Annotated in this window: 15 protein-coding genes and 1 other RNA gene; 12 read left to right on the forward strand and 4 right to left on the reverse strand. The window is 45.9% G+C overall.

What is annotated here, in order from left to right; translation table 11 throughout:
• The first annotated feature begins 341 nt into the window (after positions 1-341).
• A complete protein-coding gene (pyrI, locus tag Q338_RS03465) occupies positions 342-800 on the forward strand; it encodes an aspartate carbamoyltransferase regulatory subunit (protein WP_034291986.1) in 459 nt (152 codons plus the stop codon).
• A gap of 289 nt (positions 801-1,089) precedes the next feature.
• Positions 1,090-2,508 (forward strand): type I glutamate--ammonia ligase, encoded by a 1,419-nt coding sequence (gene glnA, locus Q338_RS03470; RefSeq protein ID WP_034291988.1) that lies wholly within the window; start codon positions 1,090-1,092, stop codon positions 2,506-2,508.
• Positions 2,509-2,659: 151 nt separating this feature from the next.
• Here the strand turns inward: glnA and dnaX are convergent, their stop codons facing one another.
• Positions 2,660-4,816 (reverse strand): DNA polymerase III subunit gamma/tau, encoded by a 2,157-nt coding sequence (dnaX, locus tag Q338_RS03475; RefSeq protein ID WP_034291990.1) that lies wholly within the window; start codon positions 4,814-4,816, stop codon positions 2,660-2,662.
• 4 nt (positions 4,817-4,820) lie between these two features.
• Here dnaX and Q338_RS14345 point away from each other — a divergent pair, with 4 nt between their 5' ends.
• Complete coding sequence (locus Q338_RS14345; RefSeq protein ID WP_156961029.1) at positions 4,821-4,958, forward strand: hypothetical protein; 138 nt, start codon at positions 4,821-4,823, stop codon at positions 4,956-4,958.
• A gap of 5 nt (positions 4,959-4,963) precedes the next feature.
• On the opposite strand, the gene Q338_RS03480 is transcribed toward Q338_RS14345, so the two are convergent.
• Positions 4,964-5,476, reverse strand: coding sequence for a cytochrome b (locus Q338_RS03480; RefSeq protein WP_034291992.1), 513 nt, complete (start codon positions 5,474-5,476; stop codon positions 4,964-4,966).
• 155 nt (positions 5,477-5,631) lie between these two features.
• Between Q338_RS03480 and ffs the strand changes: the two genes are divergently transcribed.
• The 8 genes from ffs to Q338_RS03510 all read left to right on the forward strand — a co-directional run bounded on the left by ffs (position 5,632) and on the right by Q338_RS03510 (position 10,304).
• Positions 5,632-5,728, forward strand: an RNA gene (ffs, locus tag Q338_RS14030) — signal recognition particle sRNA small type.
• A 167-nt stretch (positions 5,729-5,895) separates the two neighbouring features.
• A complete protein-coding gene (locus tag Q338_RS03485; RefSeq protein ID WP_034292061.1) occupies positions 5,896-6,429 on the forward strand; it encodes a shikimate kinase in 534 nt (177 codons plus the stop codon).
• Between the two features lie 34 nt (positions 6,430-6,463).
• The gene (gene aroB / locus Q338_RS03490) at positions 6,464-7,543 is read left to right on the forward strand and encodes a 3-dehydroquinate synthase (protein WP_034291994.1); all 1,080 of its coding nucleotides are present in this window, start codon (positions 6,464-6,466) and stop codon (positions 7,541-7,543) included.
• 77 nt (positions 7,544-7,620) lie between these two features.
• Positions 7,621-8,355, forward strand: a complete 735-nt coding sequence (locus Q338_RS03495; protein ID WP_034291996.1) for a hypothetical protein — start codon at positions 7,621-7,623, stop codon at positions 8,353-8,355.
• 165 nt (positions 8,356-8,520) lie between these two features.
• Complete coding sequence (locus Q338_RS14350) at positions 8,521-8,790, forward strand: hypothetical protein (RefSeq protein WP_147293726.1); 270 nt, start codon at positions 8,521-8,523, stop codon at positions 8,788-8,790.
• A gap of 178 nt (positions 8,791-8,968) precedes the next feature.
• Positions 8,969-9,418 carry a ProQ/FINO family protein gene (locus tag Q338_RS03500; RefSeq protein ID WP_034291998.1) on the forward strand — a complete coding sequence of 150 codons (450 nt, stop codon included), beginning with the start codon at positions 8,969-8,971 and terminating at the stop codon, positions 9,416-9,418.
• A 14-nt stretch (positions 9,419-9,432) separates the two neighbouring features.
• Entirely contained in the window at positions 9,433-9,996 is a 564-nt protein-coding gene (locus tag Q338_RS03505) for a peptidylprolyl isomerase (RefSeq protein WP_034292000.1), read from the forward strand.
• Positions 9,997-10,067: 71 nt separating this feature from the next.
• Positions 10,068-10,304 (forward strand): glutaredoxin family protein, encoded by a 237-nt coding sequence (locus tag Q338_RS03510; RefSeq protein WP_034292002.1) that lies wholly within the window; start codon positions 10,068-10,070, stop codon positions 10,302-10,304.
• Positions 10,305-10,358: 54 nt separating this feature from the next.
• On the opposite strand, the gene Q338_RS03515 is transcribed toward Q338_RS03510, so the two are convergent.
• Positions 10,359-11,492 (reverse strand): D-alanyl-D-alanine carboxypeptidase family protein, encoded by a 1,134-nt coding sequence (locus tag Q338_RS03515; protein ID WP_034292003.1) that lies wholly within the window; start codon positions 11,490-11,492, stop codon positions 10,359-10,361.
• A gap of 295 nt (positions 11,493-11,787) precedes the next feature.
• Between Q338_RS03515 and Q338_RS03520 the strand changes: the two genes are divergently transcribed.
• Positions 11,788-12,393 carry a nitroreductase family protein gene (locus tag Q338_RS03520; protein WP_034292005.1) on the forward strand — a complete coding sequence of 202 codons (606 nt, stop codon included), beginning with the start codon at positions 11,788-11,790 and terminating at the stop codon, positions 12,391-12,393.
• 49 nt (positions 12,394-12,442) lie between these two features.
• Here Q338_RS03520 and dinG read toward each other — a convergent pair whose 3' ends face one another.
• A complete protein-coding gene (dinG, locus tag Q338_RS03525; protein WP_034292007.1) occupies positions 12,443-14,590 on the reverse strand; it encodes an ATP-dependent DNA helicase DinG in 2,148 nt (715 codons plus the stop codon).
• Positions 14,591-14,610: the final 20 nt, after the last annotated feature.

The raw sequence follows: 14,610 nt of genomic DNA on the forward strand, positions 1-14,610 counted from the left end.
TTTTTCAGGCAGCCTTTCAGTACACGACAATTTTTACCAACACTCAAAATGTAGGGTGCGTACCACGCACCAAATCATTCAAATAATTGAAATTTCGGTGCGTAATACGCACCCTACATGAATTTTGTCGTGTACTGAAAGGCAGCCTGAAAGTACACGATAATTTTTTGCTTGCCACTCATTCTGTTCCCTCTCCTGTGGGAGAGGGTTAGGGAGAGGGTAAAACTTTCCATGCTCAACGATTTTTCCCTCTCCCCAGCCCTCTCCGAAAAGAGAGGGAGTAAGACGACTGTATTTCAACGATTTCAGGCAGCCTGAAACCTTATTTGCGAGATAATATTATGAAAAACAAACAATTAAGCGTAGAAGCCATTGAAAATGGCACGGTGATTGACCACATTCCTGCGGGTTTGGGTTTGACGATTTTGCGGCAATTTAAATTATTGCATTATGGCAACGCGGTTACGGTAGGATTTAATTTGCCCAGCCAAAGTCAAGGTGCAAAAGACATTATTAAAATCAAAGATGTGCAATTTTCTGAACAAGACGCGAATCGCCTTGCCCTGTTTTCGCCCAATGCGGTGGTGAACCAAATTGAAAATTTCGTGGTGGTGAAAAAAATGCACTTAACGCTGCCTGAAACCATTGGCGATGTGTTTCGTTGCCCCAATGCCAATTGTGCCAGCCATGATGAACCTGTCCGCAGCTTGTTCCGCGTGTATCAGAAACAGGGTTTGGTAAAATTAAAATGCCATTATTGCGAGAAAACCTTTGCACGTGAAGTGGTGGCGGAAGCGTAGGGCGGTATTCGGTTTCAGGCTGCCTTTCGGTTACGATATTTTTTGTAGGGTGCGTATTACGCACTGAATGATTAAGTGATTTGAATGATTTGGTGCGTGGTACGCACCCTACATCTTGGGTGTTTATCAAAATTGTCGTGTAGCGAAAGGCTGCCTGTTTCTTTGCCCTGATTGGCAAAATCTAACATCAGGCAGCCTGAAACTAAATTCGCCAAGCAATAAAGTGTATTTTATGGCAAAATTCACCATCAAAATTTCTTAACTCGTTTTCCTATGTAGGAGCAAAACCATGTCCATCAAAAAAGTTGTGCAAATGATTGAAGACAATGACGTGCGATTCGTTGATTTGCGCTTCACCGACACCAACGGCAAGCAACACCATTTCACCATTCCCGCACGCATTGTGTTGGAAGACCCCGAAGAGTGGTTTGAAAACGGACAAGCATTTGACGGCTCGTCTATCGGTGGCTGGAAAGGCATTCAAGCCTCTGATATGCAATTACGCCCTGATTCCGAAACGGCGTACATTGACCCATTTTACGATGACGCCACTGTGGTGCTGACCTGCGATGTGATTGACCCAGCAGACGGCAAAGGCTATGACCGCGACCCACGTTCCATCGCCAAACGAGCCGAAGCGTATTTAAAATTATCTGGCATTGGCGACACCGCTTTTTTTGGACCTGAACCTGAATTTTTCGTGTTTGATGGCGTGTCTTTTGAAACGCATATGCACAAATCAAATTTTGAAATCACTTCTGAAACAGGGGCTTGGTCTAGCGGTTTGCATTATGATGGGCAAAATACGGGTCATCGTCCAGTCGTAAAAGGTGGTTACACGCCGCTTGCGCCTGTGGATGCGGGACAAGATTTGCGTTCGGCGATGGTGCGCGTATTGGAAGAAATTGGCGTGCCTGTGGAAGTACACCACGCCGAAGTGGCAACAGGCGCACAAATGGAAATTGGTACACGATTCAATACGTTGGTGAAACGCGCCGACTGGACGCAAGACCAAAAATACGTTATTTGGAATGTGGCGCACAATTTCGGCAAAACCGCGACGTTCATGCCCAAACCTTTGATGGGCGACAATGGTAGCGGCATGCACGTTCACCAATCCATTTGGAAAGACGGCAAAAACCTGTTTTCGGGCGATGGCTACGCAGGTTTGAGCGAAATGGCGTTGTACTACATTGGCGGCATTATCAAACACGCCAAAGCCTTGAATGCGATTACCAATCCGTCCACCAATTCCTATAAACGCTTGGTGCCACATTTTGAAGCCCCTGTGAAATTGGCGTATTCGGCGAAAAACCGTTCTGCTTCCATTCGCATTCCTGCCGTGAGCAGCCCGAAAGCGGTACGCATTGAAGCGCGTTTCCCCGACCCAATGGCAAATCCCTATTTGACCTTTGCGGCTTTGTTGATGGCAGGTTTGGACGGCATCGCCAACAAAATTCACCCTGGTGATCCAGCCACGAAAAACCTGTACGATTTGCCACCCGAAGAAGACGCACAAGTCCCCACCGTGTGCGCTTCTTTGGAAGAAGCCTTGAAAGCATTGGCGGACGACCATGAATTTTTGTTACGCGGTGGCGTGTTCAGCAAAGATTGGATTGACGCGTACATTGCCTTCAAACAAGAAGACGTGCGCCGCATGCAAATGGCACCGCACCCATTGGAATTTGAAATGTATTATTCGTTGTAATTCAATGGATTAAAATAATCAGGCAGCCTGAATAATTTTCAGGCTGCCTTTTAATATCCGACAAACATTTTTAGTTTGCCTGAAATCTGTTCCCTCCCCCGTTGAAGACGGGGAGGGGATAGATTGTTGGCAGAATTAGAAGTTGCCTGATTTATTTCAGCATCACACTTTCATCTACCCATTTTCCATCAAAATGCGCCACCAATTGTTGCGCCGTTTTGTCCTGATTTAAGGCGGCATAAGCACGGTCGCGTTGTTCTTGGGAAATGCGTTCGCGGTGTTGAACAGGCGTTTCCCAGCCCATGCCATCTTGCCAATCCACAATTTTCAGGCGCAGCGAACCATAAATTTCCGATAAAACCGATTCAATGCGTTGAAAATACGCTTTTTCTTTGGAATTGCGAATTTTGTCCTGCACCGCCGCCAAAGTCAAAACGCCATCGCGCCAATCCACCCACGCCAAATGATTCAACATCATTTGCGCGGCTGCCACGCGCCCACCCATTCGCGCCGCAATCGTCAGCCAATTTTCGCCTGTTAATTCGGGCATGGGCGTATTATCTAATTGATTATGTTCAATGAATTTCTCATCGTCCATTTCATCATGCTCGGGCAATGATGGGGGCGTGGTGGGCAAGTCTGCAAAGGGTATTTCATTGTGCAGGCTGCCTGAAAACTCATCGTTTGGATAATCATGCTCTGCCCATGTTGGCATATCGTGCGCTGGCGGATTCAGGCTGCCTGCAAACGTGTCGGCAGGCTTGGGCGGATTTTCCCAAGGCGGCGTATCGTCTGTTGGTGTCATTTCGCGGCGAATTTCTTCGGGGCGTGGCGGCGGCAAATCTTGCGGCGCAAAGTGTTTTTGTGGCGGCGCACTGGTTTTCAGGCTGCCTGAATGTTCCGTGCTGCTGGTGTGCGTGTTTTCGCTGACTTTTTGATGGTCAATCAAACCTGATTCATCAATGGTTTGAGCGGAATTTGTTTTCAGGCTGTCTGTGGGGTATTCGGTTTGTGTTGGCGAATGCGTGGGTTGCTTGTCTGTAACATTTTCCGTTTGTGTTGGCGAATGCGTGGGCTGGCTATCTGTGAAATGTTCTGTTGGTTCAGGCAAACTTGGTTTCAGGCTGCCTGAATGTTCCGCGTGTTCATGCGTTTTTTTTTCAGGAGGATTATGCAATTGCGTGCCTTCAATCACCGTATTGTGCGGCGTGCTTTTCGCGGCAAAGGGCGCAAACGCCAACATGCGCAACAGCGTCATCACAAAACCTGCGTACTCATCGGGCGCGAGCGGCAAATCGTTTTTGCCATGAATAACACATTGATAGTACAACTGAATTTGTTCATCGCTGAAATATTGCGCCAAATGCAACAGGCGTTCGCGTTCGGGGTCATCGTGTTCTATGGCAGACGGCACGGTTTTCAATAGCGCAAGTCTTTGTAATAACATGGCTAAATCGTTCAACGCGCTGTCAAAACCGATGGCATTGGCGGACATTTCTTGTGCTTTGGCGATGAGATTTTCGCCATCTTGTTCCATCAAAAAAGTTAATAATTCATACAGATAGCGTTTGTCCACCGCACCTATCATGTCGCGCACATCGCGTTCTTGCACGCTGCCTGAACCCATGGCGATGGCTTGGTCAAGCAAACTCAAGGCATCGCGCATGGAGCCTTGCGCGGCACGTCCCAAAAGTGCCAAAGCGGCGGGTTCGTACACGATTTGTTCGGTTTTCAAAACGTGTGCCAAATGTTCGGCAACCTGTTGCGCAGTCATATTGCGTAAAACGAATTGCAAACAACGGCTTAACACGGTAATGGGGACTTTGTGTGGGTCGGTGGTTGCCAAGATGAATTTGACGTGTTCGGGCGGCTCTTCCAGCGTTTTGAGCATGGCGTTGAACGCGGATTTGGAGAGCATATGCACTTCGTCAATGATGTACACTTTGTATTTGCCCACGGTGGGGGCGTATTGGGCGTTTTCCAGCACTTCGCGTATGTTGTCTATGCCTGTGTTGCTGGCGGCATCGATTTCCAGCAAATCCACAAATCGCCCTGCATCAATGTCGCGGCACGATTGGCACACGCCACAGGGTTCGCCGTGATTGGGGGTTTCGCAGTTGAGACTTTTGGCTAAAATGCGGGCGATGGTGGTTTTGCCCACACCGCGCGTGCCTGTAAGCAAATAGGCGTGGTGCAAACGCCCTTTGTCCAGCGCGTTTTGTAGGGCTTTGACAACGTGTTGTTGTCCAACCAAATCGGCAAAGGTTTTGGGTCGCCACTTTCGGGCAAGCACTTGGTAAGCAGACATTTTTTTGTTCCGTAACAGAATAGGGCGTATTTTACGCGAAAAAGGCAGCCTGAAAACCCGTTTGCTGGTTTTCAGGCTGCCTGTGTTTCAAAAGTGGCAATCATTTGGAGATTTTAGGGAAATCAGTATTCAGGCAGCCTGAAAAACTCAACGCCCTGCCATACGCTGCATAATTTTCTCGCCCTTAATTTGATGAAACACCGCCATCGCAATATGCCCAATCATCACCACAAACAGCGCAATCCCCAATTCCCCATGAAACTGGTTGCCCAAAGACACAAACGAATCCACTTTGCTGCTGGCGGCAGGAATCAGCGTAACGCCCATAAATTCCAAAGCCCCTTTCGCCGCACCATATTGGCGCAACGCGCCCAAAAGCGGCACAGTCAACATTAAAATATACAATAAAGCATGCCCCAATTTCACAGGCAAAGCAGAATGGGGGCGATTTTTACGATTGCCCATCGCCCATAACAAACGAAATGCGCCTAAAGCCAGCAATAACACGCCTGTTACTTTGTGATAAATCATTAAACTATAATACTCTTCGTCAATTTTAAAAGCGATAACAGTCGCCATCATAAAGAAAAAACACAAAGCCATAGACCAATGCAGTAAACGGCTAATCGTGCCATAAGCGTAAAAATCATCTTGTTTCATGGTTGAAATTCCTTGTTCAATAATATTTTTGTTAAAAAAGTCGGCGATTATAGCTTAAAATATCATTAAGCAAACAAGTAGATGCGTTATCATGCCCAATTTATTTGTAAAAACACTTGAAGTTTTGTAAGGAAACGGTATAATTCACAACCAGTAGCGGGTCTCCTTGCATGATGATTCGGAGCAACGGGTCAGGGGCGGAAGCCAGCAGCCCACTCGGGAAAGTCAGTGCCAAGGGTCTGGCTCGCTACCTTTGTTTTTTCATGATGATTTCCTTTCTGGTTGAAGTAGAACCCTGTTTCCTTGTGAAACAGGGTTTTGCTTTGTGGGTTGGATTTTCAGGCTGCCTGAATTGCCCAACTATTCTTGCGTAAATTTCCCCCATTCTTGTTAAATTCCGTTAAAATGCGCCCATTATGATGAATACTCAAAACATTTTTCTGGTCGGGCTGATGGGTGCAGGCAAAACCACGCTGGGCAAACAGCTCGCCGAACATTTCCAACGCCATTTCTACGACAGCGACCAAGCCATTTGCGATAAAACAGGCGTGTCCATTCCCACCATTTTTGAGCTGGAAGGCGAAGATGGTTTCCGCGACCGCGAAAGTGGCATGATTGATGAACTGACGCGTTTGCCCAATATTGTGTTGGCAACGGGCGGCGGCGCGGTGTTGCGCGAACAAAATAGATTGTGTTTGCAGCAACGCGGTGTGGTGGTGTATCTCCATGTTTCGCCTGAAATTTTGGTGGAACGCACGCGCCATGACCGCAATCGCCCCCTGTTGCAAGTAGAAGACCCTTTGCAAAAAATGCGCGATTTATACCAAGTGCGCGACCCGATTTATCGCGCCGCCGCGCATATTGTTTTGGAAGTCGGCACGGAAAATCATTATATGACGTTTAATCAATTATTAAATGCGCTGAATAAACTGCCGTCTTTTCAGGCAGCCTGAAAATCATTTTTATAATTTTATCAATGAGATAATAATGAAAACCGTACACGTTCACACGCCATCGCACAGCTATCCGATTTATATTGGCGCGGGTTTGCTGGGCGATTTTTCCCTATTTGCGCCGCACATCGGCAAAAAAGCCGCCATCATCACCAATGAAACCATTGCGCCATTGTATTTACAGCAATTGTCTGATTTATTGACACAAAATGGTGTACACGTTTTCCACATTATTTTGCGCGATGGCGAGCAATTCAAAAATCACGAATCACTCAATCAAATTTATGACGCACTTTTGGCGCACCACGCCGACCGCAAAACCACGTTGATTGCGCTGGGCGGCGGTGTGATTGGCGACACGGTGGGTTTTGCGGCGGCGACTTATCAACGCGGCGTCCCCTTTATTCAAGTGCCGACCACTTTGTTAAGCCAAGTGGATTCGTCTGTGGGCGGCAAAACGGCGATTAATCACCCTTTGGGGAAAAATATGATAGGCGCGTTTTATCAGCCCAAATTGGTGGTGGCGGATTTGAACACGCTGCACAGTTTGCCAGCGCGTGAATTTTCGGCGGGTATGGCGGAAGTGATTAAATACGCGCTATTGGGCGATGTGGATTTTCTGGCGTGGCTGGAACAACATATTAATAAGATTATGCAATGCGATGATGAATTATTGGCGCAAGTGGTGGCGCATTGTTGCCAAATGAAAGCGGATATTGTCGCTGAAGACGAAACAGAGCAGGGCATTCGCGCCCATCTGAATTTGGGGCATACGTTTGGACACGCGATTGAAGCGCAAATGGGGTATGGCAATTGGTTGCATGGCGAAGCGGTGGCGGCGGGTACGGTGTTGGCGTGTCGTTTGTCGGAACAATTGGGCAGCCTGAACGCGGACGATACGGCGCGTGTGGCACAATTATTCCGTCAAGCGAATTTGCCCGATACGCCACCCAAATTTGCTTTAGAACAATGGCTTGCCCACATGAGCCACGACAAAAAAGTGGAAAACGGCAAAATGCGTTTCATCACCTTGGCGCGATTGGGGGCGGCGCAAATCAGTGAAATCACAGACATGAGTTTGCTGGAAAAAACATTAAATAAATTCACAGTTTAATAGGGATTCGTTATAATCCGCGCAGTTTTTTCAGGCAGTCTGCAAAGTTGGATAACTAAATAACGTGAAAGAAAATAATGAAATGGTTTCAATATTTTTTGATGATAGTATTATCTGTTTGGTTAACTGCTTGTCAAACAAAGGATTCACTGCCATGTAAAAATTTGGGCAAAGTGCATAATATAGATGATTGGTTGTATCAAGTTTACAGCAATATTGACAGTCAATGTCTGTTTGAAATGCCTGTGTCTGAATTGGAGCAAATTTGGGGGCTGCCTGTGATTGATTGGACTGTAGCTACTCCTGTTGAACTACAAGAAGCCCATTTTGTTTACAATCGGGCGCGTATGGATAAAGCGGAAACTTTTTATATTTCTAAACAAATTGATGGAGAGGGTAATCCAAGCAAAATGTCATTTAATATTGTCGCTAGTGATAAATATTATGAGAAAAATCAACATTCTTATGGTGGAAGTTTGGGTGCTGGGTTGTTGCCGACACAATTGCCATTGCCCACTTTTATGTTGGATAGATATCCTAGAATTCGTACGGGTAAAATTCCTGATGATTATGATATTAATCGCAGTTTTTATGATAATCATCCAGCTATGAAAAATCCGAGACAATACCGTCCATTTCATAATTACATTTGGATTAATACAGCTCATCGTCGCAATATGCCTTCATTATCAATGAGTACATATTTTATCCCAACTGCAGGAAATATTATTTTTTATAATCATACAAATCAATTATACATTCATTATTTTGATAAATGGATTTCAGGATATGAGGATTTGTTTAACTTATAAATTGTATATTTAATTGTTTTAAATAAATTAATTAGGAACCTTATATTATGACACAAAAATTAACCCATTCTATTCGAAATACTTTAAAAATTTCATCACCTACATTAGATGTGATTAATAAACTGACTACAGTTGTTCCATCAGTATATTATAATAATGCATATAATGAATAATACAAAGTATAATATATCTGAAATTTATTCTGTTGCAGAGCCATTGTTCCGCCAAAATCTTGAATTGACAGTTTCCAATGCGTTATTTAATCAGTCATCAGATGTTGTGAATATTAGAGAAATGAGAGATGTTCCAACAGCTCATGGTTTGATACAAGCAATGGCAGCATTTGGTACTGAAGGACAGTCTGTACAGGAAATATCGGTTAATACACAAAATTATCCATTAGTCCATAATAATGTATTTACGACAAGTGCATAATGGGTTTCAGGCTGCCTGAAAATACACGATAAACAAATGTAGGGTGTGTATTACGCACCGCATTTCTCAATTATTTGAATGATTTGGTGCGTGGTACGCACCCTACAATGGATGGTGTAATTTGCAGGCAGCCTGAAACCAAATTTAAATCAAAAACAAATTATTTAGGAATACGCAAATGACGCAAGAAACCGCATTGGGCGCAGCTTTGAAACAAGCCGTACAAAACATGAGCAAACGCCAACAAACGGAACTTATCGCCGATTATATTTACAAAAAATTTGATGTATTTAGCAAATTCAAGCCTTTAGCGGTGGGAATTGAGCAAGAATTGGTGGCAGCCTTGCCGCAATTTGACGCGGAATTGATTAAACGCGTGTTGTTCAATCATTGTCGCCGTCCGAAATATTTGAAATCGGTGGCGCGTGGCGGCAAGCGTTTTAATTTGGCGGGACGTTTTCAAGGCGAAGTGTCGGCAGAAGAACAACAATTGGCGTTGTCCAATCCCAGCGTAAAAGAAGCTCTGGAAAAACAAGCCGCTAAACGCGCCGAACACGCCGCGAAAAAAGCCACCGAAAACCAAGAAGCCACCAATAACACACAGCCTGAAAACACGGCGACAGAATAATTAAGGATAATCTGATGAAATTAAAAACTTTTGTTTTGGCAACTTTACTGGCGGCAGGCAGCCTGAACGCGCAAGCACAAACCCGTGTTTTAATGGAAACCAGCGCGGGCAATATTGAATTGTTGTTGGACGAGCAAAAAGCCCCGAAAACGGTGGCGAATTTTGTGCAATATGTGAATAAGGGTTTCTATAATCAAACGATTTTTCATCGCGTGATTGATGGTTTTATGATTCAAGGCGGTGGTTTTACCAGCGATATGGTGCAAAAACCCACCGCGCCCGCCATTGAAAACGAAGCAAACAATGGTTTGAAAAACGAAGTTGGCACAATTGCAATGGCGCGCACAGGCGACCCACATTCGGCAACCAGCCAGTTTTTTATTAATGTAAACAATAATAAGCCTTTGGATTATACCAGTAGCACTATGCAGGGTTATGGTTATGCCGTGTTTGGTAAAGTGAGTAAGGGTATGGACGTGGTCAATCAAATTGCTCGCACGCGCACCACTATGCGTTTAATGCATCAAGATGTGCCTGTGAAACCGATTGTGATTAAAAGCGTAAAAATCATTAAATAATCAATTAATTCATTATTTAGGCAGCCTGAAATGGTTTTCAGGCTGCCTGAATATTGGGGGAAAGGATAATAATGAAACTGACCTTAATGTTTCGTGAATACTGCGGCTTGTGCCACGATATGCGTAACCAATTGCAGCCGTATCAAGCGGAATTTGGTTTTGAATTGGAGATTGTGGAAATTGATGATTTTCCAGATTTGGAATTAAAATACAATGAATTAGTTCCTGTGTTGTTACACGGTGAACATGAGATTTGTCATTGGCATTTAGATGAACAGGCTTTGCGTGATTATTTGCAGGCAGCCTGAAAAATTATCCGCCCTTAAAGTCATATTTTAAGGGCGGATAATTTTTTAATTAAATCAAAGTGGTGTCTGATGAATCATGGTGCTTAAAGTGCGTGCGTCATTCACGCGGCTGCTGCTGCTGGTTGAACCCAACACCACAATCACCACAGGCTCTGTACCCATTTGGGCTTGTAAAACCATAGAGCGACCTGCTTCTTTGATGTAACCCGTTTTTTGCAAGCTGATGTCCCATGAGCCTTCGCGCACCAAAGAATTGGTGTTTTTAAAGGTTTGCATGCGACCTGCGCTGGTGTACACCTGTCCGTAGTTAGACGTGCTTAAGCTGCGGATTTGTGGGTATTTATTGGCGGCGCGTACCATCACGCTCAAATCACGCGCGGTGGACACATTGCGTGGGTCTAAACCAGTTGGCTCGTAAAAACGGCTGTTGTTCATGCCCAAGCTGCGCGCTTTGGCGTTCATTGCCGCGACAAACGCTGGCATACCCCCTGGGTAGGTGCGACCCAACGCGTGAATGGCGCGGTTTTCGCTGCTCATCAAGCCCAAATGCAGCAATTCGCCACGCGTTAAAGTCGTGCCAATGGATAATCGGCTGCCTGTGCCTTTCAAGCGGTCAATTTCATCGGCGGTGATGGTAATGTCTTCATACATATTCAATTTGGCGTCCAACAAAACCATTGCCGACATCAATTTGGAGATAGACGCAATCGGGCGCACCGTATCCATATTTTTTTGATACAAAATTTTGCCCGTATTCGCATTCATCACCAAAGCAGAACGCGCATTCAAAAATGGCGCATAGCTATACGAAGACGAAATCGGTGCAGAAGCTGGGCTGCCTGAATTCACAATAAAATTGCGTTCTGTTACCGCGCCAAAATTGGTGTTGCTAATGGGTTTGGCGGCGGTGTTGCCCACAAAATCGTATTGCATATTTTGTTGCTGGAATGAGTTGGTTGTGGGCAGGAAATTGCCGCCATTATTGACGGGGGTAATGGTTTGTGCGCTGCGGTTGGCAATTTCGCGAATGGGGTCATCGGCGGCTTTGCTGTCCGCATTCATGCTTGGGAAGTTTTGATTTAAAAACTGCCCCAATTCGTCTTCGGTGGTTTCCGCCAAAGCGGGGGCGGCTAAACCGAGCGACAGTGTGCTGATTAAAAAATGGTGTTTAATGTGTTTAATTGCCATAATGCTTCCTGTGAAAAAAAAAGTTAAATTGAGAATTGTTTTAGATGGAATGCTTTGTTATTTAACATGAAAACCAGCTATGACTTTATCATAACATTTTCGCATTTTTGCTTAAAGACGGAGACGGTAAAAATTGCCAAAATCCGTGAAAATTTTACAATTTCCCACCTTTTCAGGCAGCCTGAAGGTGGTTTGTTCTTATTGGGAAACGTGATTTTTCGTTGAATTAGGGTATCATTTTGTAATTAATTCAGTATAATGCGTGTTTTGACTCCAACCGAATAGGAAAACCAAAATGTCTGTACAAACTTTGCAACAAGCAGCCGAAACACGCCGTTCATTGTATGTGTTGAATAAAGAATTGCCTGTGTCCACCGATGACATCGTGCAAATCGTGGAACATGCGGTGAAATACACGCCATCTTCGTTTAATTCGCAATCCACGCGCACGGTGGTGTTGTTTGGCGCGGAACACGAGAAATTGTGGGACATCGCCATCAATGAATTGCGTAAAATTGTGTCTGCCGAAAAATTTGAACCAACTGAAAGCAAATTAAATATGTTCAAAGCCGCCGCAGGCAGCGTGTTGTTTTTTGAAGACCAAACCGTGATTGAAAGTTTGCAAGCGCAATTCCCACCGTATGCAGGCAATTTCCCCGTGTGGGCTGACCACGCAGACGCGATGGTGCAATATGCCATTTGGACAACTTTGGCAGCGGCGGGTGTCGGCGCGAATTTGCAGCACTATAATCCTGTGATTGACGAAGAAGTGGCGAAAACTTGGGGCATTCCAGCCAATTGGACTTTACGCGCACAATTGGTGTTTGGCGGCATTGGCGCACCTGCTGGCGAGAAAACGTTTGTGGCGTTGGAAGAGCGTTTGAAAGTTTATGGTAATTAATATTTTATAAAATTAAGGCAGCCTGAAACCTTTTCAGGCTGCCTTTTGATTACCCAATTCGCCGAAATGGTGGCAAACACGCCAACATTTGTTGCCCATAACGCTGGGTTTTCACCCGATTATCCAAAATGGTAACGCGCCCATAATCGCGTTCGGTGCGAATCAGTCGCCCCACCGCCTGAATCAGTTTAATGCTGGCTTCTGGTACGGTGATTTCAATAAAAGGCTTGCCGCCGCGCTGCTCAATCCAACGGCTTTGGGTTTTTTCAATCGGATTGTCGGGCATGGAGAACGGCAGTTTTACAATAATCACATGCACACACGCTTCATGCGGCAAATCCAAACCTTCGGCAAAACTGTCTAAACCAAAAATAATGCTTGGTTTGCCATCTTTTAGGGCTTGATAATGCGATTCCAAAATGGCAGCTTTGGACTGTTCGCCCTGAATCAAAACATAGGGCAACAAATGTTCAGGCAGCCTGAACGCGACTTCCGTCATCTGTTTGCGCGATGTGAACAGCACCAATGTGCCAATTGCCGCCGTCTCGTCAATCAATTTGGGCAACCATTCCACCACTTCATTGGTATGGGCGGCTGGGTCTTTGGGGCTGGCGGCGAGTGGCGGAATGTACAATTCACCTTGTTCGGCAAAATTAAACGGGCTTTGTAGCGCGAGCGTGGTGGTTTCAGGCAGCCATGATAAACCTGTTTGGTTGAGCAACATATTGAAATTGCCCAAACTTTGCAGCGTTGCCGAAGTCAAAACCGCGCCCGCCGCCCGCCGCCACAAACCATTTGCCAACATTGTCGCGCCACTAATCGGGCTGGCGTGGAAGGTGTAATCTAATTTGTCGTCTAATTTGCGGCTAATCCATTTGGCTAAAGGCGGCTCTTTTTCATCTGTGCGGACTTGCGCCAATTGCGACCACACGGCTTCTATTTGTTCGGCGCGTGCGACAAAAATGCCCAATTCGGTGGACAATTGGTCAATGTGCAGGCTGTCTGAATCGCGTTCGCGGCGTGATTGGGATAGGGCTTCATTTAAACCATTGATGTGGCGCAATAAACTGCTGGCGGCGATTTGGGTATTGTGTACCAAAGTTGCCAAAGATTCGGGAATATTGCCATCTTGCCACAGCCATACGGCTTCGTGTTCACGTTCACTTTCGCGCAATTGCGGTTCATCTTGTAAATAAAATTGCCATTCATGCAAACTGTCCAGCAAGGCGGTGGCGGCTTCGTCTGCCAAATTGGCTAATTCTACTTTATCGCAGACCCGTGCAATTTTTTGGGTCATATCGGGCAATTTTTCCAACGTCCAAATGGCTTGTTGCCAAGAATGTTCGGCGGCAAATTGGCTCAAGGCTTTTTTGGGCAAATGGTGGGCTTCGTCTATGCAATAAAAACTGTTTTCGGGGGCGGGCAAAATCACGCCGCCGCCCATGCTGATGTCTGCCAACAATAAATCGTGGTTGCACACCACCACATCTACCGTTTCCAACACATCACGAGCCAAGAAAAAGGGGCATTCGGGGCGATTGGGGCAAGCATTTTTCAGGCAGCCGTGTCGGTCGTTGGTGATTTTAAACCAGAGATTATCGTCAATTTTTTCCGCCCAAGTGTCGCGGTCGCCGTTGAATTCACGTTTGGCGAATTGTGTTGCCATTTGCGTGAGCGTGTCCAATTCGTCTTGACGGGGTTTGCTGTCCCACAGATAAGCGGGGACGGGGGCTTCGTCTATGCCCAATAAGGTTTGTTGTGCAAATCCTTGTGTTAATTGATACAATTTATACGGACACACATACCGCCCACGCCCTTTTGCCAACGCAAAACTCATTTCTAAACCGCTATGCGCTACCACAAACGGCAAATCGCGCCCCACCAATTGCTCTTGCAAAGCGATGGTCGCGCTGGAAACAATCAGGCGTTTGCCACGCGTTTGCGCCATAATGCCGCCTGCCAGCAAATACGCCAAACTTTTGCCCACGCCCGTAGGACCTTCAATCACGGCAATGCTTTCGCCATTACGTTCAGGGGGTGTGTCGCTGCCTTCGGCGCGTGTGAGGGTGCGCGAAAAGGCGTTGGCGATGGCGGCAATCATTTCGCGTTGCGCGGGGCGGGGGCGGAATTGGGGGAGATTTTTGGAAATCGTGCGATAGTGGTCGCTGATGGCGTTTTTTTCTAGCTCGGTAAGCATTTCAGGCTGCCTGAAAATTG

This window comes from Alysiella crassa DSM 2578 (assembly GCF_000745955.1).
In the GTDB taxonomy this organism is placed as follows: domain Bacteria; phylum Pseudomonadota; class Gammaproteobacteria; order Burkholderiales; family Neisseriaceae; genus Simonsiella; species Simonsiella crassa.